Source organism: Thalassotalea sp. LPB0316, assembly GCF_014898095.1.
In the GTDB taxonomy this organism is placed as follows: Bacteria; Pseudomonadota; Gammaproteobacteria; order Enterobacterales; family Alteromonadaceae; genus Thalassotalea_G.
On sequence record NZ_CP062946.1, the window covers coordinates 1 to 20,679 of the forward strand.

General features: G+C 43.1%; 14 protein-coding genes, 1 tRNA gene, 3 rRNA genes and 3 pseudogenes. 11 read left to right on the forward strand and 10 right to left on the reverse strand.

Annotation, left to right across the window (positions count from 1 at the left end; genetic code table 11):
- Positions 1 to 3: 3 nt before the first annotated feature.
- The 5 genes and pseudogenes from LP316_RS00005 to LP316_RS16165 form a co-directional block, all read left to right on the forward strand.
- Positions 4 to 601: pseudogene (locus LP316_RS00005) on the forward strand (glutamine amidotransferase-related protein); the annotation flags it as partial.
- Between the two features lie 84 nt (positions 602 to 685).
- Complete coding sequence (eno, locus tag LP316_RS16150) at positions 686 to 1,396, forward strand: phosphopyruvate hydratase (protein WP_413470661.1); 711 nt, start codon at positions 686 to 688, stop codon at positions 1,394 to 1,396.
- 44 nt (positions 1,397 to 1,440) lie between these two features.
- The gene (locus tag LP316_RS16155; protein WP_413470679.1) at positions 1,441 to 1,692 is read left to right on the forward strand and encodes a hypothetical protein; all 252 of its coding nucleotides are present in this window, start codon (positions 1,441 to 1,443) and stop codon (positions 1,690 to 1,692) included.
- A gap of 40 nt (positions 1,693 to 1,732) precedes the next feature.
- Positions 1,733 to 1,865: pseudogene (locus LP316_RS16160) on the forward strand (hypothetical protein).
- Entirely contained in the window at positions 1,819 to 1,959 is a 141-nt protein-coding gene (locus LP316_RS16165; RefSeq protein WP_413470662.1) for a hypothetical protein, read from the forward strand. Before LP316_RS16160 ends, LP316_RS16165 begins: the two are co-directional and overlap by 47 nt.
- Positions 1,960 to 2,083: 124 nt before the next feature.
- Here the strand turns inward: LP316_RS16165 and LP316_RS00015 are convergent.
- Positions 2,084 to 3,728, reverse strand: a pseudogene (locus LP316_RS00015) (electron transfer flavoprotein-ubiquinone oxidoreductase).
- A 294-nt stretch (positions 3,729 to 4,022) separates the two neighbouring features.
- Here LP316_RS00015 and LP316_RS00020 point away from each other — a divergent pair.
- The 4 genes from LP316_RS00020 to LP316_RS00035 all read left to right on the forward strand — a co-directional run bounded on the left by LP316_RS00020 (position 4,023) and on the right by LP316_RS00035 (position 6,989).
- Positions 4,023 to 4,775, forward strand: a complete 753-nt coding sequence (locus tag LP316_RS00020; protein ID WP_193023760.1) for an electron transfer flavoprotein subunit beta/FixA family protein — start codon at positions 4,023 to 4,025, stop codon at positions 4,773 to 4,775.
- Positions 4,775 to 5,701 (forward strand): electron transfer flavoprotein subunit alpha/FixB family protein, encoded by a 927-nt coding sequence (locus LP316_RS00025; RefSeq protein WP_193022084.1) that lies wholly within the window; start codon positions 4,775 to 4,777, stop codon positions 5,699 to 5,701. Before LP316_RS00020 ends, LP316_RS00025 begins: the two co-directional genes overlap by 1 nt.
- Positions 5,702 to 5,854: 153 nt before the next feature.
- On the forward strand, positions 5,855 to 6,175 hold the full coding sequence (locus tag LP316_RS00030) for a stress response translation initiation inhibitor YciH (RefSeq protein WP_193022085.1): 321 nt from the start codon (positions 5,855 to 5,857) through the stop codon (positions 6,173 to 6,175).
- Position 6,176: 1 nt separating this feature from the next.
- A complete protein-coding gene (locus LP316_RS00035; RefSeq protein ID WP_193022086.1) occupies positions 6,177 to 6,989 on the forward strand; it encodes a response regulator in 813 nt (270 codons plus the stop codon).
- A gap of 70 nt (positions 6,990 to 7,059) precedes the next feature.
- Here LP316_RS00035 and LP316_RS00040 read toward each other — a convergent pair whose 3' ends face one another.
- The 3 genes from LP316_RS00040 to ylqF form a co-directional block, all read right to left on the reverse strand.
- On the reverse strand, positions 7,060 to 8,625 hold the full coding sequence (locus LP316_RS00040) for an arylsulfatase (protein ID WP_193022088.1): 1,566 nt from the start codon (positions 8,623 to 8,625) through the stop codon (positions 7,060 to 7,062).
- Between the two features lie 176 nt (positions 8,626 to 8,801).
- Positions 8,802 to 9,230 carry an HIT domain-containing protein gene (locus LP316_RS00045; RefSeq protein ID WP_193022089.1) on the reverse strand — a complete coding sequence of 143 codons (429 nt, stop codon included), beginning with the start codon at positions 9,228 to 9,230 and terminating at the stop codon, positions 8,802 to 8,804.
- A gap of 2 nt (positions 9,231 to 9,232) precedes the next feature.
- Positions 9,233 to 10,168, reverse strand: a complete 936-nt coding sequence (gene ylqF / locus LP316_RS00050) for a ribosome biogenesis GTPase YlqF (protein ID WP_193022090.1) — start codon at positions 10,166 to 10,168, stop codon at positions 9,233 to 9,235.
- A gap of 209 nt (positions 10,169 to 10,377) precedes the next feature.
- On the opposite strand from ylqF, the gene LP316_RS00055 reads away from it, so the two are divergent.
- A complete protein-coding gene (locus LP316_RS00055; RefSeq protein ID WP_193022091.1) occupies positions 10,378 to 10,776 on the forward strand; it encodes an ExbD/TolR family protein in 399 nt (132 codons plus the stop codon).
- A 1,608-nt stretch (positions 10,777 to 12,384) separates the two neighbouring features.
- On the opposite strand, the gene rrf is transcribed toward LP316_RS00055, so the two are convergent.
- From rrf to pssA, 6 genes are all read right to left on the reverse strand, one after another.
- Positions 12,385 to 12,499 (reverse strand): 5S ribosomal RNA (gene rrf / locus LP316_RS00060).
- Between the two features lie 102 nt (positions 12,500 to 12,601).
- Positions 12,602 to 15,478, reverse strand: a 23S ribosomal RNA gene (locus LP316_RS00065).
- Between the two features lie 337 nt (positions 15,479 to 15,815).
- Positions 15,816 to 15,891, reverse strand: a tRNA-Ala gene (locus LP316_RS00070).
- Between the two features lie 73 nt (positions 15,892 to 15,964).
- Positions 15,965 to 17,505, reverse strand: a 16S ribosomal RNA gene (locus tag LP316_RS00075).
- Together the 16S, 23S and 5S rRNA genes with 1 tRNA gene alongside form the textbook arrangement of a ribosomal RNA operon.
- Positions 17,506 to 18,087: 582 nt before the next feature.
- Positions 18,088 to 19,131 carry a BamA/TamA family outer membrane protein gene (locus LP316_RS00080; RefSeq protein WP_193022092.1) on the reverse strand — a complete coding sequence of 348 codons (1,044 nt, stop codon included), beginning with the start codon at positions 19,129 to 19,131 and terminating at the stop codon, positions 18,088 to 18,090.
- Between the two features lie 141 nt (positions 19,132 to 19,272).
- Positions 19,273 to 20,055, reverse strand: coding sequence for a CDP-diacylglycerol--serine O-phosphatidyltransferase (pssA, locus tag LP316_RS00085; RefSeq protein WP_193022093.1), 783 nt, complete (start codon positions 20,053 to 20,055; stop codon positions 19,273 to 19,275).
- A gap of 169 nt (positions 20,056 to 20,224) precedes the next feature.
- Between pssA and LP316_RS00090 the strand changes: the two genes are divergently transcribed.
- Positions 20,225 to 20,653, forward strand: a complete 429-nt coding sequence (locus LP316_RS00090) for a DUF4124 domain-containing protein (protein WP_193022094.1) — start codon at positions 20,225 to 20,227, stop codon at positions 20,651 to 20,653.
- The last annotated feature ends 26 nt before the right edge of the window (positions 20,654 to 20,679 follow it).

Consider the following 20,679-nt stretch of genomic DNA (forward strand, 5'->3'; position numbering starts at 1 on the left):
GCAATCCTAGTACCTGGTGGTTTTGGTGAGCGTGGTGTCGAAGTAAAATTGCTGCGGCCAAATACGCCCGTGAAAACAAAGTGCCATACTTAGGTATTTGTTTAGGTATGCAAGTTGCCTTAATCGAATTTGCCCGCAATGTTGCTGGGCTAGAAGGCGCTCATTCAACCGAGTTTAACCCTGAAACGCCATACCCTGTGGTTGGCTTAATTAACGAGTGGTTAGACGAAGAAGGCCAAGTAGAATACCGTGATGAATCATCGGATTTAGGCGGTACTATGCGCTTAGGTTCACAATTGTGCCACCTGGTGAAAGGTACAAAGCTTGCGACGTATACGGCAGTGAAACAATTTATGAAAGACACCGCACCGTTATGAGGTAAATAATACCTTAAGAGAAAAAATAGCAAACGCTGGCTTAGTTTTCTCTGGCTTATCGTCTGATAAGAAAATTGGTTGAGATGATAGAAATTCCAGATCACCCATGGTTTATTGCCGGACAGTTCCACCCTGAGTTCAACTCAACGCCTCGCGATGGACATCCGTTATTTGAAAGTTTTGTTGCCGCTTCATTTGAGTACAGCAAACAAGAATCAAACTAAGCAAAGAACCGTAGCCCAGCTACGGTTTTTTTATTAAAAATTAAGTTAATGCCCAAGCAAGGGCGACGTGTATGAGGAAAAACAATGTCGAAAATTGCTAAGATCATTGCTCGTGAAGTGATGGACTCTCGTGGTAACCCTACCGTTGAAGCTGACGTTTATCTTGAATCTGGTGCTTGGGGTCGTGCTGCTGCGCCATCAGGTGCATCAACAGGTTCTCGTGAAGCACTAGAATTGCGCGATGGCGACAAAGCTCGCTACTTAGGTAAAGGTGTTTTAAAAGCCGTTGACGCTGCGAACAATGCAATCGCACAAGCGTTAATTGGTCAAGACGCACTCGACCAAGCAAACATTGATAAAATCATGATTGATTTAGACGGTACTGAAAACAAAGAAAAATTCGGTGCTAACGCAATTTTAGCTGTGTCATTAGCAAACGCGAAAGCTGCGGCAATGGCAAAAGGCGTACAGTTATTCGAACACATTGCTGATCTTAACGGCACACCTGGTCAATACTCTTTACCACTGCCGATGATGAACATCTTAAACGGTGGTGAGCACGCTGATAACAACGTTGATATTCAAGAATTCATGATTCAACCAGTTGGCGCGCAAAGCTTTAAAGAAGCTTTGCGTATGGGTGCTGAAATCTTCCACGCATTAAAGAAAGTACTTTCTTCAAAAGGCATGAACACAGCTGTGGGTGACGAAGGTGGTTTTGCTCCTAACCTAGAATCAAATGCAGACGCTTTAGCTGTAATCAAAGAAGCGACACAAGCGATGACATCACATTAGCATTAGACTGTGCCGCTTCTGAGTTCTACAACAAAGAAGAAGGCATTTACGACTTAGCAGGTGAAGGCAAGAAATACACGTCTAACGAATTCTCTGACTTCTTAGCGTCATTATGTGAACAATACCCAATCATCTCAATTGAAGATGGTTTAGATGAATCTGACTGGGATGGCTTTAAGTACCAAACAGATTTAATTGGCGACAAAGTTCAAATCGTTGGTGATGACTTATTCGTAACTAACACTAAGATTTTAGCCCGTGGTATGAGCAAGGTATTGGTAATCAATCTTAATTAAGTTCAACCAAATTGGCTCATTAACCGAAACATTAGCGGCAATAAAATGGCCAAGATGCCGGTTATACGGCGGTTATTTCACACCGCAGTGGTGAAACAGAAGATGCAACAATTGCTGACTTAGCCGTTGGTAAGCGGCAGGTCAAATCAAACGGGTTCATTATGTCGTTCTGATCGCGTTTCTAAGTACAACCAATTATTACGTATCGAAGAGTTCTTAGGCGACAAAGCGGTATTTAACGGTTTAAAAGAAGTTAAAGGTCAGTAATTATGAAGGGGTCAGAGTCAAATGACTCTGACCCCAAATTGTTTTACTCTGACCCCGAAACAAAAAGCCCGTAATCGATGATTACGGGCTTTTTTAATGATTTAACACCTGAGGCAGGTTAGTGCTACATATTTGGGTAGTTTGGACCACCAGCGCCTTCTGGCGTAACCCAAGTAATGTTTTGGCTTGGATCTTTAATGTCACACGTTTTACAGTGAATACAGTTTTGCGAGTTAATCACAAACTTATCACCTTCTTCCGACGGTTGGATTTCATAAACACCAGCTGGGCAATAGCGTTGCGCAGGCTCTGCGTATTTCTCTAAGTTAACCGTCATCGGAATCGTTGCATCAGCAAGCTTTAAGTGGCAACGCTGATCTTCTTCGTGGTTGGTGTTGGATAAAAATACCGAAGATAAACGATCGAAACTCAACACGCCGTCAGGCTTAGCATACTGAATAACAGGTGCTTCACTTGCTAACATCAATTGCTCATGATCAAGTGATTCATCTTTGAAATTAAATGGTAATTTACCACCAAAGAAGTTCTGATCAATCGTGTTATACGCACCACCTAAGAAAGTACCAAACTTATGCATTGCTGGGCCAAAGTTACGCGTGTTGTATAACTCGTCATATAACCAAGATGCTTTGAAGTTTTCTTCGTAAGTGGTTAATCTTTACCGCCTTCATCACCAGCAACGAGCGCATCGACAATGGTTTCAGCCGCTAACATACCGGTTTTGATCGCGGTGTGATTACCTTTGATCTTGGCAAAGTTAATCGTACCAGCATCACAACCGACCATAATAGCGCCCGGCATCGATTGTTTAGGCAATGAGTTAAAGCCGCCTTTAGCCAAGGCACGCGCGCCGTATGAAACACGCTTACACCTTTTAGATACTGACTGATGGTTGGGTGATGTTTGTAACGTTGGAATTCTTCAAACGGGCTCAAATGTGGATTTGAGTAATTTAAATCGATGATCATACCAACAAACACTTGGTTATTCTCTGCGTGGTAAAGATAACCGCACCACCAGTTTTGCTATCTAGCGGCCAACCAGCAGTATGAACAACTAAACTTCTTGGTGCAGCTCAGGATCAATGTCCAAATTTCTTTAAAACCAATACCGTAGTGCTGTGGTGATTTACCTTCATCTAGGTTGAACTTTGCAATAAGCTCTTTACCTAAGTGACCGCGACAACCTTCGGCAAAGACAGTATATTTAGCACGTAATTCCATACCTGGCATGAACGAGTCTTTTTCATTACCGTTTTCGTCAACGCCCATATCGCCGGTTAAAATACCGGCAACAGAGCCATCTTCGTTGTAAATCACTTCTTGAGCAGCAAAACCAGGGAAAATTTCAACACCCATCTCTTCTGCTTGCTCGGCCAACCAACGACAAACGTTACCCATACTGACGATATAATTACCTTCGTTGTGCATGGTTTTCGGAACAGCGAAACCCGGTAACTTGGTCGCTTTGTCTTCGCCACTAAAGAAATAAATATCATCACCTTTCACCGGTGTATTTAACGGCGCGCCTTTTTCTTTCCAATCAGGGAATAGCTCATTTAATGAGCGAGGTTCAAAGACCGCACCCGATAAAATGTGTGCACCAACTTCCGAGCCCTTTTCGACTACACACACCATTAATTCTTGCTCTTTTTCTTGTGCTAATTGCATTAAGCGACAAGCCGTAGCCAAGCCTGATGGACCTGCGCCAACGATGACGACATCAAACTCCATCGATTCGCGTTCCATAGTTCACCTCTTTTTTATAATAATAGATAAATTCAAACGGTCGTTTGAATTTAAAACACTTGTTTGATAGTATCAAGTTATTATAAATAATTTGCTGATAAATTCTATCCTGTAAATAACTATTTACTTGATATCAGTCAATTGATACTAAATGTCATTAGGTTTGGCTGAGTTAACATTGACGTAAAGGCAAAGTACAGATAGGCTCTCATGCCATATAAAAATAACCACTAACCAGAAAACACACTGGAAAGTTTTCAAACACAGTTTTATACGAAACAAGCAGAGGCGATGATGAAAGTATTAGTCCCGATTAAACGTGTGATTGACTATAACGTCAAAGTACGCGTGAAACCTGACAACTCTGACGTTGATCTTACTAACGTTAAAATGGCAATTAACCCATTTTGTGAAATTGCAGTTGAAGAAGCCGTTCGCTTGAAAGAAGCTGGCACCGCAACAGAGATCGTTGCCGTATCAATTGGCGACAAAAAATGCCAAGAACAACTTCGTACAGCATTAGCACTAGGTGCTGATCGCGCCATTCAAATAGACACAGAAGAGAGCTTAGACTCACTAAACATTGCTAAACTTCTACAAAAAGTTGTTGAAGAAGAAGCACCTGGCTTAGTGATTTTAGGTAAGCAATCTATCGATAGTGACAACAACCAAACGGGTCAAATGCTCGCGGCTCTAACCGGTATGCCACAAGGTACGTTTGCTTCAGAAGTAAAAGTAGAAGGTGACAAAGTTAACGTTACTCGCGAAGTAGATGGTGGTTTACAAACGGTTGCTTTAAACCTTCCTGCAATCGTTACTACGGATTTACGTCTTAACGAGCCACGCTACGCAAAACTGCCAGATATCATGAAAGCTAAACGCAAGCCTTTAGATGTTAAAGCGGCAGCTGATTTCGGCATCGATTTATCACCTCGTGCTACGTTATTAAAAGTAACACCTCCTGCAGAGCGTCAAGCGGGTATTGTAGTAGAGAGCGTTGATGAGTTAGTTGAAAAGTTAAAAAATGAAGCGAAGGTGATCTCATAATGGCTATTTTAGTATACGTAGAACACGACAACAGCGAATTAAAAGCTGATACCTTAAAAACTGTTGCTGCAGCTCAAGCCATTGGTGGTGACATTGATTTATTAGTTGCCGGTGAAAACTGTCAAGCTGTTGCTGATGCTGCGGCTAAAGTAAACGGCGTTCGCAAAGTATTAGTTGCTGACAATGCAGCTTACAGCCATCAGCTAGCTGAAAACGTTAGTGCTTTAGTTGTTGAGCTTGCTGGTGATTACGATCACATTTTAGCGACTGCGCTAAGCGTTGGTAAAAACTTTATGCCACGCGTTGCCGCTTTATTAGATGTTGCCCAAGTATCTGACATCATTGGTGTTGAATCGGCTGACACATTTGTTCGCCCAATATACGCTGGTAACGCAATTGCAACAGTGCAAAGTTTAGATGCGAAGAAGGTGATTACCGTTCGCGCTACAGCATTCGATGCGGTTGCAACAGATGGTAGCGCTGAAGTTGTTGCACTTTCAAACGCAACAGACGCAGGTATTTCGAGCCACGTTAGTGATGAGTTAACTGAATCAGAGCGTCCTGACTTAGGTGCGGCATCTGTGGTTATCTCTGGTGGTCGCGGTATGCAAAACGGCGAAAACTTCAAGTTACTTGAAGGTATTGCTGACAAACTAGGTGCAGCGATTGGTGCATCTCGTGCAGCAGTAGATGCTGGTTTTGTGCCTAACGACATGCAAGTTGGTCAAACAGGTAAAATTGTTGCCCCTGACCTATACATCGCCGTTGGTATTTCTGGTGCCATCCAGCATTTAGCGGGTATGAAAGACTCGAAAGTTATTGTTGCGATCAACAAAGATCCTGAAGCACCAATCTTCCAAGTTGCTGATTACGGTTTAGTTGCCGACTTATTCGACACATTACCGGAATTAGAAAGCAAACTTTAAGATTTTTATCTTAAATTTAAAAGCCACCATTACGGTGGCTTTTTTATATCCTATACTTACAACTTATCAAGGTAAAACAATCGATTAACCTAGATTATTGACAATGTCATGAAAACCCTTCAAAGTGCGTCAAATTTTTACAGGTAGCTGCTTATGCATGAAGAAAATAATTTAGTATATTCCACTGATCTTGGTCGAATAAAAGAAGAAAAAAAGCCAACGGTGACTCCTAGTGATGGCATAGCAAAAGTACGCAGAGAAACAAAAGGCCGTAAAGGCAAAGGTGTAATGACTATCTCAGGTTTAGGCCTTGAGTCCAAGGCACTTAAAGATCTAGCCAGTAAACTCAAGAAAACATGTGGTTGTGGCGGAAGTGTTGTCGGCGAAACAATTGAAATTCAAGGCGACAAACGTGAACAGATCAAGGCTGTACTTGAAAAGAGCGGCTTTAAAGTAAAGTTTATTGGCGGTTAATATGGTGTCATCAGTAGAAGGCGTATCATTGTCAGACTTATCAATTTTATTGATTGAGCCCTCTGATACTCAGCGAAAAATTATCGTTAAGCAGTTAAAAGAACAAGGGATTATTGATTTGGCTGAGGCGAAAAGTAAGACGCAAGCACTAGAAATCATGAATACCCATCCACGTGACTTAATTGCTAGCTCAATGTACTTTGAAGACGGTAGCGCCATTGATTTACTCAATGAAATTCGCAATCACGATGCCTTATCCGACACGCCATTTATGTTGGTGAGTAGTGAAATCAAGCGTGAGAGTTTAGAGGCATATAAGCAAGCCGGTGTTGTTGCGATTTTGCCTAAACCGTTTGAATCTTCTCATCTTAAAGCGGCATTAAAAAATACCGTTGATATCTTAAACGTCGAAGAAATGGATTTAGAACTATTCGATGTTAATGATATTCGCGTACTACTGGTTGATGACAGTAATCTAGCGCGCAAACACATTAAAAAAGTGCTCAACAATTTAGGCTTAATTAAAGTCACTGAAGCGGCAGATGGCCAAGAAGCGATTAATATATTAAATGATCAGATGTTCGATCTTGTGGTGACTGATTATAACATGCCAGAAGTTGATGGCAGAGAATTAGCTCAGTTCATTCGCACTAGCTCCGGACAATCTCATTTGCCAATTTTAATGGTGACAAGTGAAAGCAATGACACCCATCTAGCCAATATTAAACAAGACGGTGTAGATGCGTTGTGTGACAAACCATTTGAAACGCAATACGTTAAAAAGCTGCTGTTTCAATTACTCGATCACGATTAGCTAAAATAAATTAATTGGGGGCCAGACCTGACCAACTCTGCCCCCAACATCTACTATTGATCAATATGACTTAGTTAGCTGTCTCACCATCAATTTTTACTTGCGATAAAATTTTATCGGTAAGCTTCTCAACAGACCAAGAATCTGAGCGCTGGCTGGGCGGGTATGGGATAAAGGTTTGCAGGAATTTAGCCGTCTCTGCAAGACCTAAATAAATATATGGCGCGCGATCAATCACCCACTCCCAGTACATGTTTGAATTATCATCGGCACGTTCGTATGGATCTCTGCGTAAATTAAACACTTTAGGCAAACGCAACATGACGAACGGCTCGGACCAAACCCCCATTTGCTTACCGCGGTTTTCAGCAAAGACAATTTTCCAATCACCAACACGAACACCGACAGGTAGTGCCTCGTCGTTTAAGTAGTGAAATACTTTACGTGGACCTTGGGGTTCTTTACCGGTTAAATAAGGTAAAAAGTTATAACCATCTAAATGTAGCTTTGCAATTTTGCCTTTGTAACGACGTTTACCTTCAAGCAGGTCTTGTTTCAAGCTTGTATCACCCGTTGCCGCGACAAGTGTAGGCATCCAATCTAGATGTGACATTATTTCATTAGAAACAACACCTGCAGGGATTTTACCTGGCCATCTAACCATTGCAGGGACACGGTAAGCACCTTCCCAGTTTGAGTTTTTCTCACTTCGAAAAGGAGTTACACCAGCATCAGGCCATGTATTAAAATGAACCCCATTGTCGGTTGAATACATGACAATAGTATTGTCAGCGATTTTTAACTCATCTAGCTTGTCTAGCATACGCCCTACTAACTCGTCATGAGCAACCATCACATCGTTGTAAAAACCTTGCCCTGACTTACCTAAATGTTTTTGCGCGGGATGAGTTCTAAAATGCATTCCGGTTGTATTTAACCAAACAAAAAACGGCTTGTTGGCTTTGTTTGCTTTTTCAATAAACTTAACGGCATGGCCTTCAAATTCTTCATCTGCAGTTTCCATACGTTTTTTCGTAAGCGGACCTGTATCCTCAATTCGCCCGTCCGCAAAAGAATGAATTACGCCACGAGGCCCAAAGCGTTCACGAAAAGCTGGATCTTTCGGGTAGTCTTCATGCTCAGGCTCTTCTTCAGCATTTAAGTGATATAAGTTGCCAAAGAATTCATCAAAGCCATGATTAGTGGGTAAATGTTTATCTTGATCGCCAAAATGGTTTTTACCAAACTGACCAGTGACATAACCTTTGTCTTTGAAGATAGTCGCCATGGTGATATCGCGTTCATGAATACCCATGTCGGCACCAGGCAAGCCTACTTTAGTCAAACCAGTACGAAGACCTGATTGACCTAATAAAAATGTTGAACGACCCGCTGTACAGCTTTGATCACCATAATAATCAGTAAAGCGCATACCTTCACGTGCTATGCGATCAATATTTGGTGTTTGATATCCCATAATACCATCACTGTAGGCACTAATATTACCGATACCAATATCATCGCCCCAAATAATTAAAATATTTGGGCGCGTGGTGTCACTTGTCGCTAACGCGTTAAATGCTAGCAATGACATAGCTAAGCATAGGGTGCTTTTCACCCACGAGTTGTTTGCCATTATATATATCTCCTGTTGCAATAGTTTTTTTAATCAAAATATTACAACAGGAGATAGGAGTAGAACATGACAATTAACGTTGTTTTAATGACCCATTAATGCCAATTAATAATCATTACAAAATAGCGTCTAAAAACACACCTCATAGTTAGGGCTAGTGTTTTTAGACGAATAAATTACTTAACGATTGCATCGAGTGCATTTAATAATTTCGCTTTGATATCTTGGGTTTGCTGAGTTGAATAATGGACAATTTCACTACGCCCCCAAACGGGGTGAGGCCAATCAATATCCTGCTCGAATCGAACAATGTGGTGAACATGTAACTGAGGGCAAATATTGCCAAGTGCAGCGACATTCATTTTCTTTCCGCCAAATAACTGCATCATCACTTCAGACAACATACTTGATTCATTTAGAAACTGTTGTTGGTCTTGCCAATCCATCTGGTAAATATCGACAACGTCTTCCACGCGAGGTATCAAAATGCACCATGGGTGATTAGCATTGTTCATCAAAACTAGACGGCAAAGTGGTAAATCTTTAATAAACACCGTATCGGCTTCAAGCATTTCATGTAACTTGAATGATTCAGTAGTACTCATGACTATTTCCTTTTATTCTTTCGACCACGACCACGCGCTTTTTTACGCGCTTCACGTTCAGCTATTTTTTGAGCTTCCAATTCATCAAAATAAACGATTTCTTGCTCTACCATATCAGGGGTTTCAAAAGAGATAGCACCTAAGGTTTTATCACGAATTTCATTGATTAAGATTTCAGAAGCTTTATGAAAATCAACCATGCCACCGCTTCGCACACAGCCGCGCTTGCGACCAATCTCTTCGATGAGTTCTATTTCCCTTACTGGCATATCTTCAAGCTTGTATCGTTCAGCGAGTCGCTCTGGGTAAGCTGCTAATAAATAATCAGCGGCAAAACAGGCAATATCTTCATGATCAAATGCGGTATCTTTTACCGCACTGGTTATTGCCAATCGATAACCGCTATTTTCATTAACAATCTTAGGCCAAAGCATACCTGGGGTATCGTATAAATACAGACCTTCTTCAAGACGAATGCGTTGCTGACCTTTAGTTACCGCAGGCTCATTACCTACTTTCGCCTTGGCCTTACCAACAAGTGTATTTAACAATGTTGATTTACCAACATTTGGGATCCCCATGATAACCGCGTTAATTTGTTTTCCTGCTTCGTCCTTATGTGGTACGAGCTTTCTAATTAAGCTTGGAATAGTTTTCGCGACACTCGGGTTATCTGTTGTCAATGCAATGGCTTGAACATTATGTTGGCTTGCTAAATAGTCGAGCCATAACTTGGTAATATTCTCATCAGCTAAATCAGACTTGTTCAAAATCTTAATGAGTGGCTTATCACCTCGTATTTCAGTGATCATTGGATTTTCGCTGCTAAAAGGTAACCTAGCATCGCAAACTTCAATAACCACATCGATTTGCGGAAGTATTTCTTTAATCTCTTTCTGAGCTTTATGCATGTGCCCAGGGAACCAGTTAATCGCCATTTTAAAACTTTTTACTCATTAGGTTGATACCGAAATTTTATCAACAATCACTTAGAAAGTCCGACAAAGTTTTCAGTTAAAAAATAATTAAATAAATGCTTAAATACTATGGCAACTATATGCTATATTTGACCGATGTATAAACATCCCATATAGTTAAACATCTTATACGAATAATTTCGTTTAACTAATAATTACAGGAACGAGAAATGTCGAGAAAAAATCGAAGTCATGACGTCGAAGAATCAGACGTAGATATGACGCCAATGCTTGATATTGTATTTATCTTGCTTATTTTCTTCATCGTAACGACTTCATTCGTTAAAGAAGAAGGCTTAATGATTTCAAAGCCAGAAAAGAATAACAATCCACCTGATAACCCATCTCCAACAATCGTTGTTAAGATTTCTGATCAAGGTTTAGTTAACTTTAACGGTAAAATGGTTGACATCGAACGTTTACCTGCACGTATTGAAAACTTCCTAGCGAAAAACGAAACAAGCACAGCTGTAGTGATCCCTGGTGATAACACACAATACGAACACGTAGTAAAAGTTATTGACCAAATCAAAACATTTAATCAACTTACTATCGCAATTGGTAAGTAGATAAAAAGAAATTCAAAAAAACCCGACCTCGTCGGGTTTTTTTATACCCATTATTCAGCTAATGTAACTTGCACCTATTACATTAGCCCTCACAACGTTAAAACATCTTTTCTTATCTAGATATTAAATAGCTAATTACCCGAATTTCTGAGACTGTTAAAGCACTCTTGATAACTACCTAATGAAGTAACTAGCTAATAATCAAAGGATGAGCGATTGTAATCTCCTAGCTAGCAAATTGCGTCTTCCTCTGATGACCTCATTACCCTCTGATGAACAAAATAAGTCATCCCTAATGGTTAATTACAGGGGTTCTCCAGCCTCTTCTCAGAGTATCTTGAATTAACCTTTAAAAGCTCACGTTGAATGCAGGAGGTTTCCGCATTCGCGAGAATGACATGTTTTGGCTATTAAATTTAGGGCAAGAAAAAAGCCCTGTTATTCTCTATGGAAGGTCGTGAGTCATCCCCTGATGTTGTTACAGGGGATCTCCAGCCGCTGCTCAGCGTTACCTTGAGTTAACTTTCAAAGCTTACGTTGAATCTAGGAGATTCCCGCATACGCGAGAATGACATGTTTTGGCTATTAAATTTAGGGCTAGAAAAAAGCCCTGAAATTCACTATGGAGGGTCGTGAGTCATCCCCTGATGTTGTTAAAGGGGATCTCCAGCCGCTGCTCAGCGGTTACTTGAGTTAACTTTCAAAGCTTACGTTGAATCTAGGAGATTCCCGCATTCGCGAGAATGACATGTTTTGGATATTAAATTTAGGGCTAGAAAAAAGCCCTGATATTCTCTATGGAGGGTAGTGAGTCATCCCCTGATGTTGTTACAGGGGATCTCCAGTCGCTGCTCAGCGGTACCTTGAGTTAACTTTCAAAGCTTACGTTGAATCTAGGAGATTCCCGCATTCGCGAGAATGACATGTTTTCTTAGGTGCCTAGCAATTGGCTGACAGTGCGCAGAGCTTTCGGGCTAGATAAGGGTCAGAGTCCACAGACTCTGACCCCAAACAGCTACAAAGAATTAAAAAACATAAACGAAAAAAACCAGCCGTAGCTGGGTTCTTTCCTTTAATAGGTGTCTAGCAATAAGCCACATGGATGTGGTTAATGCCGAAAACGCATGGACGCAGTTTTCGGTGACCTACTTTATTCCGTACGTCCTGTACTCCACCCTTTGGGTCGCTTTGCGTTCTAAATTGTTCCAGACAATTTAGTCACATGGGACCTCCCACACTACCATCGGCGCAGTTGCGTTTGACGTGCATGGATGCACTAATGCCGTGGAGCCAGGGATGGCAAGGAACGGCCACTTCTGCATTTCTGAGGTATGAGCGCATGGGATCAGGTGATATCACAACACTATTGTCGCTCACCTAAAAGTTCAAATCTCAATAACGAAAAAACCCGCTCATTAAGCGGGTTTTTGGAATGGGTGTCTAGCAATTGGCTAACAGTGCGCAGAGCTTACTGTGAAAAAACGGTACAAAGACAAATTGTTGTCTTTGATAATTTCCGTTTTTCCTCTACTCGAGAGTAGGTCATGTATATTCAATGCTGTTAAACGAAAAAACCCAGCCGTAGCTGGGTCCTTTCTTTTAATAGGTGTCTAGCAATGACCTACTCTCACATGGGACCTCCCACACTACCATCGGCGCAGTTGCGTTTCACTTCTGAGTTCGGCATGGGATCAGGTGGTACCACAACGCTATTGTCGCTAGACTAAAAACGTTACAATCTGGAAATCTGATATCTAATTCTATTCAAGTTCTGAGTACGTGACTTGTCTTCATACAACATGGTGTAAAACCACTTGGGTGTTGTATGGTTAAGCCTCACGGGCAATTAGTACTGGTTAGCTCAACGCCTCACAGCGCTTCCACACCCAGCCTATCAACGTTGTAGTCTCCAACGACCCTTTAGGGAGATTAAATCTCCAGTGAGAACTCATCTTAAAGCCTGCTTCCCGCTTAGATGCTTTCAGCGGTTATCAGTTCCGAACGTAGCTACCCGGCAATGCTATTGGCATAACAACCGGAACACCAGAGGTTCGTCCACTCCGGTCCTCTCGTACTAGGAGCAGCCCTCTTCAATTCTCAAACGCCCACGGCAGATAGGGACCGAACTGTCTCACGACGTTCTAAACCCAGCTCGCGTACCACTTTAAATGGCGAACAGCCATACCCTTGGGACCGACTTCAGCCCCAGGATGTGATGAGCCGACATCGAGGTGCCAAACACCGCCGTCGATATGAACTCTTGGGCGGTATCAGCCTGTTATCCCCGGAGTACCTTTTATCCGTTGAGCGATGGCCCTTCCATACAGAACCACCGGATCACTATGACCTGCTTTCGCACCTGCTCGACGTGTCTGTCTCGCAGTTAAGCTGGCTTATGCCATTGCACTAACCGTACGATGTCCGACCGTACTTAGCCAACCTTCGTGCTCCTCCGTTACGCTTTGGGAGGAGACCGCCCCAGTCAAACTACCCACCAGACAGTGTCCCCAAGCCCGCTAAGGGCCCTAGGTTAGAACATCACGCATACAAGGGTGGTATTTCAAGGATGGCTCCACACACACTGGCGTGCATGCTTCAAAGCCTCCCACCTATCCTACACATGTAGGAGCAATGTTCACTGTCAAGCTATAGTAAAGGTTCACGGGGTCTTTCCGTCTAGCCGCGGGTATACGGCATCTTAACCGCAATTTCAATTTCACTGAGTCTCGGGTGGAGACAGTGTGGCCATGATTACGCCATTCGTGCAGGTCGGAACTTACCCGACAAGGAATTTCGCTACCTTAGGACCGTTATAGTTACGGCCGCCGTTTACCGGGGCTTCGATCATGAGCTTCGCAAATGCTAACCCAATCAATTAACCTTCCGGCACCGGGCAGGCGTCACACCGTATACGTCATCTTTCGATTTTGCACAGTGCTGTGTTTTTAATAAACAGTTCCAGCCACCTGGTTACTTCGACTCTCCTATGCTTACTGAGCAAGTCATTCACATTAGAGAGCGTACCTTCTCCCGAAGTTACGGTACTATTTTGCCTAGTTCCTTCACCCGAGTTCTCTCAAGCGCCTTAGTATTCTCTACCTAACCACCTGTGTCGGTTTGGGGTACGGTTCCTATATAACTGAAGCTTAGAAGATTTTCCTGGAAGTATGGCATCAACAACTTCTGCTCCGTAGAGCATCGTCTCGTATCTCAGCCTTAAGAACCCGGATTTGCCTAAGTTCTCAGCCTACTTACTTTCACATGGACAACCAACGCCATGCTTGCCTAGCCTGCTCCGTCCCTCCATCGCATTATATAGAAGTACAGAAATATTAATCTGTTTCCCATCGATTACACCTTTCGGTCTCACCTTAGGGGCCGACTTACCCTGCCCTGATTAACATGGGACAGGAAACCTTGGTCTTTCGGCGAGGGGGTTTTTCACCCCCTTTATCGTTACTCATGTCAGCATTCGCACTTCTGATACCTCCAGCATGCTTTACAACACACCTTCAACGGCTTACAGAACGCTCCCCTACCACTCACACATAGTGTGAATCCGCAGCTTCGGTGACTAGTTTAGCCCCGTTACATCTTCCGCGCAGGCCGACTCGACTAGTGAGCTATTACGCTTTCTTTAAAGGGTGGCTGCTTCTAAGCCAACCTCCTAGCTGTCTAAGCCTTCCCACATCGTTTCCCACTTAACTAGTACTTTGGGACCTTAGCTGGCGGTCTGGGTTGTTTCCCTCTTCACTACGGACGTTAGCACCCATAGTGTGTCTCCCGGATATCACTCACTGGTATTCGGAGTTTGCAAAGGGTTGGTAAGTCGGGATGACCCCCTAGCCTTAACAGTGCTCTACCCCCAGTGGTGTTCGTCCGAGGCTCTACCTAAATAGATTTCGGGGAGAACCAGCTATCTCCCGGCTTGATTAGCCTTTCACTCCGACCCACAAGTCATCACCGCATTTTTCAACATACGTGTGTTCGGTCCTCCAGTTGATGTTACTCAACCTTCAACCTGCCCATGGGTAGATCGCCGGGTTTCGGGTCTATACCTAGCAACTGAACGCGCAGTTAACACTCGCTTTCGCTACGGCTCCCCTAATCGGTTAACCTTGCTACTAAATATAAGTCGCTGACCCATTATACAAAAGGTACGCAGTCACCCGAAGGCTTCCACTGCTTGTACGTATGCGGTTTCAGGTTCTATTTCACTCCCCTCACAGGGGTTCTTTTCGCCTTTCCCTCACGGTACTGGTTCACTATCGGTCAGTTAGGAGTATTTAGCCTTGGAGGATGGTCCCCCCATATTCAGTCAACATTTCACGTGTGCCGACCTACTCGATTTCACTTGTGTTTGTCTTCGTGTACGGGACTATCACCCTGTATCGTTGTCCTTTCCAGAACATTCCACTAACGCCCACAAGCTTAAGGGCTAATTCGCGTTCGCTCGCCGCTACTAACGAAATCTCGGTTGATTTCTTTTCCTCGGGGTACTTAGATGTTTCAGTTCTCCCGGTTCGCCTCTTTACCCTATGTATTCAGGTAAAGATAGTGCCTTATGGCACTGGGTTTCCCCATTCAGACATTCTAGGCTATAACGGTTTTTATCACCTCACCTAGACTTATCGCAGATTAACACGTCTTTCATCGCCTCTAACTGCCAAGGCATCCACCACATACGCTTAGTCACTTAACCATACAACCCCAAGAAGTCTTAAGCGTTAGGCCATAAGGCGTTAACGTAAAACACTTAACTACACCGCGTGACAAACTTGATGTAGCGTTATCGCCTTAAAGCTTTACAGCTTTTAAGCAACAACTAAGTTGTATCTGACATTTTCACGTACTCAATAGAGTATCTTGAATTAGAATTCTTAATTAAGCGCGACACTTAATTAAGAGGTTTTAAACAATTTCTTGTTTAAGGATATATATCAGCTTTCCAAATTGTTAAAGAGCAGTGTTTCTTTAGCAGAAACTAAACATAAAAGCTTACGCTTAAGTTTTTATGTTTAGTTTCTCAACGAAGTAAGTGGTGGAGCTAAGCAGGATCGAACTGCTGACCTCCTGCGTGCAAGGCAGGCGCTCTCCCAGCTGAGCTATAGCCCCAAAGGCTTCATCTTAAACACTTTCGTTATCAATGCAATTTGTGTGAACACTCAACACGATAAACTCTTCAAGATAAGGAGGTGATCCAACCCCAGGTTCCCCTAGGGTTACCTTGTTACGACTTCACCCCAGTCATGAATCACAAAGTGGTGACCGTCCTCCCGAAGGTTAAACTAGCCACTTCTTTTGCAACCCACTCCCATGGTGTGACGGGCGGTGTGTACAAGGCCCGGGAACGTATTCACCGTGACATTCTGATTCACGATTACTAGCGATTCCGACTTCATGGAGTCGAGTTGCAGACTCCAATCCGGACTACGACGTACTTTCTGGGATTCGCTCCACCTCGCGGTCTCGCTGCCCTCTGTATACGCCATTGTAGCACGTGTGTAGCCCATCCCGTAAGGGCCATGATGACTTGACGTCGTCCCCACCTTCCTCCGGTTTATCACCGGCAGTCTCCTTAAAGTTCCCGGCATCATCCGCTGGCAAGTAAGGATAGGGGTTGCGCTCGTTGCGGGACTTAACCCAACATTTCACAACACGAGCTGACGACAGCCATGCAGCACCTGTCTCAGAGTTCCCGAAGGCACTATTCTATCTCTAGAAAATTCTCTGGATGTCAAGGGATGGTAAGGTTCTTCGCGTTGCATCGAATTAAACCACATGCTCCACCGCTTGTGCGGGCCCCCGTCAATTCATTTGAGTTTTAACCTTGCGGCCGTACTCCCCAGGCGGTCAACTTAGCGCGTTAGCTACGCTACCCACGAATCAAGTTCACAGACAGCTAGTTGACATCGTTTACGGCGTGGACTACCAGGGTATCTAATCCTGTTCGCTCCCCACGCTTTCGTGCCTCAGCGTCAGTATTTGTCCAGGTGGCCGCCTTCGCCACTGATGTTCCTTCCAATCTCTACGCATTTCACCGCTACACTGGAAATTCCACCACCCTCTACAATACTCTAGACTGCCAGTTCGAAATGCAGTTCCGAGGTTGAGCCCCGGGATTTCACATCTCGCTTAACAATCCGCCTACGCACGCTTTACGCCCAGTAATTCCGATTAACGCTCGCACCCTCCGTATTACCGCGGCTGCTGGCACGGAGTTAGCCGGTGCTTCTTCTGTCGCTAACGTCACAGATAGCCGATATTAGCGACTACCCTTTCCTCACGACTGAAAGTGCTTTACAACCCGAAGGCCTTCTTCACACACGCGGCATGGCTGCATCAGGGTTTCCCCCATTGTGCAATATTCCCCACTGCTGCCTCCCGTAGGAGTCTGGGCCGTGTCTCAGTCCCAGTGTGGCTGATCATCCTCTCAAACCAGCTAGAGATCGTCGCCATGGTAGGCCTTTACCCCACCATCTAGCTAATCTCACTTGGGCTAATCTCTAGGCGAAAGGTCCGAAGATCCCCTCCTTTGGTCCGTAGACATTATGCGGTATTAGCAGTCGTTTCCAACTGTTGTCCCCCACCTAAAGGCATATTCCCAAGCATTACTCACCCGTCCGCCGCTCGACGCCGAAGTGCAAGCACTTCTCGTTTCCGCTCGACTTGCATGTGTTAAGCCTGCCGCCAGCGTTCAATCTGAGCCATGATCAAACTCTTCAATTAAAATCGTTTGTGTATCTCTCGATACGGCTCAATGAATTCTGTTGTACATTAAAACTATGTAAGTTTTTATGTGAACATCAACATTGATAAATTTGCCTAACGAAACGTTAGGTCTTTATATGAATTTATTAATGTGAGTGCCCACACAAATTGCATGATAACTATTTGTTAAAGAACGCTACTTGCTTAAAGTAGCTAACTTAAATCGCATTCGTTTAAGCTGTATGCTTCGTGGTTAGTGCCCCGAAGCGAGATGCGCATTCTACGCGTCTCAGTTTTGATGTCAACACTTTTTGAAAACTTTTTTCGTTATTTTTAGAAAACTGTTTTCATAAGTTTTGTTGGCTATTTAATTCTTCTTATGACGAATTAAACGTATCAAAACTAGGCTTTCATTATTGAATGAAAGGATAAGCTCCATTTGTAAAGCTTATCAGATTTCTTCAGTAGGTTGCCCCGTTGAAGTGGATGCGCATTCTAGGGATTTTATTTGTCACGTCAACAGTAAAATTGAAAAAAATATAAATTCTGGTTCAACCGTTCAGAAAGCAGACAATATATGTTCATTATTTCTCATTTATGCTAAAAAGCTTCCTGCAGACCAATATAAAACCCTTGGTTGTCGTCATTTCCTACTGCGACATCAAAACGCAAATGAACTTTGTCTTTTGGCTGCAGGGCATATCTCACCCCCAAGCCTGCACTATAGTATAGACCTTCTCGGTTACTTTCTTGCGCTGTGCCACCTTGAATATTTGCCATCCCGGCAAAGCCGACGAATTTCCACTTCTCAGATATGTGATAACGATACTCAGCTTGCACCGCACTTAATCGTTGCCCTGAGATTTCACCGACATTAAAACCACGCAGTGCACTTCTTCTACCTAAATAGGATTCCCCAGAGTAAGGTGTTTCATCACTAACATACCGCCCGTAATATCCCAATGCGACAACATCTTTATCTCGGACAGTAATATAATGGCTGTATTTCAGCTCTAGTGTATTATAGTCTTCATCTGAACCTAATGATTCTAAATAGGTAAGGGTGTTTGCTTCAAAGATACTACCTTGCATTGGGTAATAGAAATTATCTCTAGTGTCATACATTGCATTGAATCCGAATCCAAACACGCGATTATCTTCTGCGCCAGTGCGCGCGAGAAAGTCTCCGCCAGCTTGGTTATTTGCCGTATAGTTATTAAACATTCCTATACCCTGAATACCGGCAAACCAATTCTCTGCAACCTCCCAACTGTGACGGTGAAACAAACCATACATCTCACTGGTGAATTCCGCACCATTAAAGTCATTGTTAATATGTAACATCCACGCCGCGCTAACAGCTCGTTGTTTACCGTCATCGAAGTGCATCATATTGCGACCACCGATAGAAAAGCTGTCGGTATCAGTATATTGTGCAAAGCCCATTAATTGTGATGTTGGGTTATGCTCATCAGTTTTATACAAATATGAACTTGTCACCCCTAACCCCGTCCCCATATTGGGGCTCGAAGAAATAATAGGCGCTATCGCAAATGCTTTTTGTTCCTCTGCTTCTTCTGCTAATAAGAATGGAGATACAAATGCCGCCGCAATTGTTATGCAGGAAAAGAAATATTTGTTCATGTTATTTTTTTAACGAGATTGAAACAGATAATTAAATCATACCTAAAAGGCGTAATGACGGATGTAATTATTTTTACAAATTAAGATATAAAATGTAAAAAGCCAGCAGTTATGCTGGCTTAAAAACAAATAGGTTAGGCACTACTTTTTGTCATTATCAAAATCAGCATCGTGATCGTCACCAACAACGTGCTCTAATCGTAACCTTTTAACAGAGCGGATCGTTGTTACTGGTCCAGACAGAGCGTATAAGATAAATATCGCCATTAACAATTCAGCAGGGCTTGACGCAACCACCACAAAAACTAGTACGATAAATAGTACAACAAGGAAGTTGACTTTGCCTTTCCAGTCCACTTCTTTGAAGCTGTTATAACGAAAGTTACTCACCATAAGTAAGCCGGTGATAATAGTAACAATCCCCATAACTAGCCCGTAATCATGACCTGAAAGTTGGTACTCAGAACCGACCCAAACAATACTTGCAATAACACCAGCCGCCGCAGGGCTCGCCAAACCTTGGAAGTATCGCTTGTCTGCAACGCCAACTTGCGTATTAAAACGCGCTAAACGAAGCGCTGCTGCAGCAACAAAAACAAAAGCCGCCAACCAACCAAACTTCCCCATCCCCGAAAGAGCCCAGTTATAAGCGACCAATCCTGGGGCTATACCAAACGACACCATATCGGCCATAGAGTCATACTCGGCGCCGAACTCACTTTGTGTGTTGGTAATACGGGCAACACGACCATCGAGGCCGTCGAAGATCATCGCAATAAAAATCGCAACGGCTGCACTTACAAAATGACCATTCATTGATGAAACAACAGCGTAAAAGCCTGAGAACAAGCCCGCTGTAGTTAATAGATTAGGTAATAAATAAATTCCACGATTTGGCGTCGAATCATTTTCAGGTTGTGTCATAAAGGTGTTCAACTTATCTAAAATTGACAGTAATTTAGCATATTAGCGTGACGAGATGTAGCGTTTATGTTGCTAAATATTTGTCAACCGTGTGTTGAATTGTTATAAGTTAAAGCGAACTTGTAAAAAACTGCAGATAAAAAGCATAAAGATGGAGAAAATAAAGCCAATGAAAAAATACGTTTTAGGATTAGTTGTTTTTTCAAGCTTTTGTTTTGGACAAAATGTTGTGGTTTATCGTTGGGTCGATGATAACAATGTGGTTCATTTCAGCCAGCATCAACCAGCACATGATAACTACACGACTATTACTATGTCTTCCCGAGCCAAGAAATCTGCGGAACCTGTGCAAAACACAACGCCAGATACACCTGTTGCAGCAAACTTTTCAGGCAATGACACAGCAGCCTCCAGTTCTGTCGTATCAATGACGATAGAGCAGCGTTGCCAAGACGCACAGAACAATATCAAAACCCTCAGTGCTTTTGATCAAGTCCAGTACACCGATAGCCAAGGTCAAGTGCACGTTTTGAGTGACGATGAAAAGCAACAACAATTATTATTGAGCCAAAAGCAAGTCGAGATTTACTGCCAATAATAGCAGTAAATCTCTCACTTAATCTT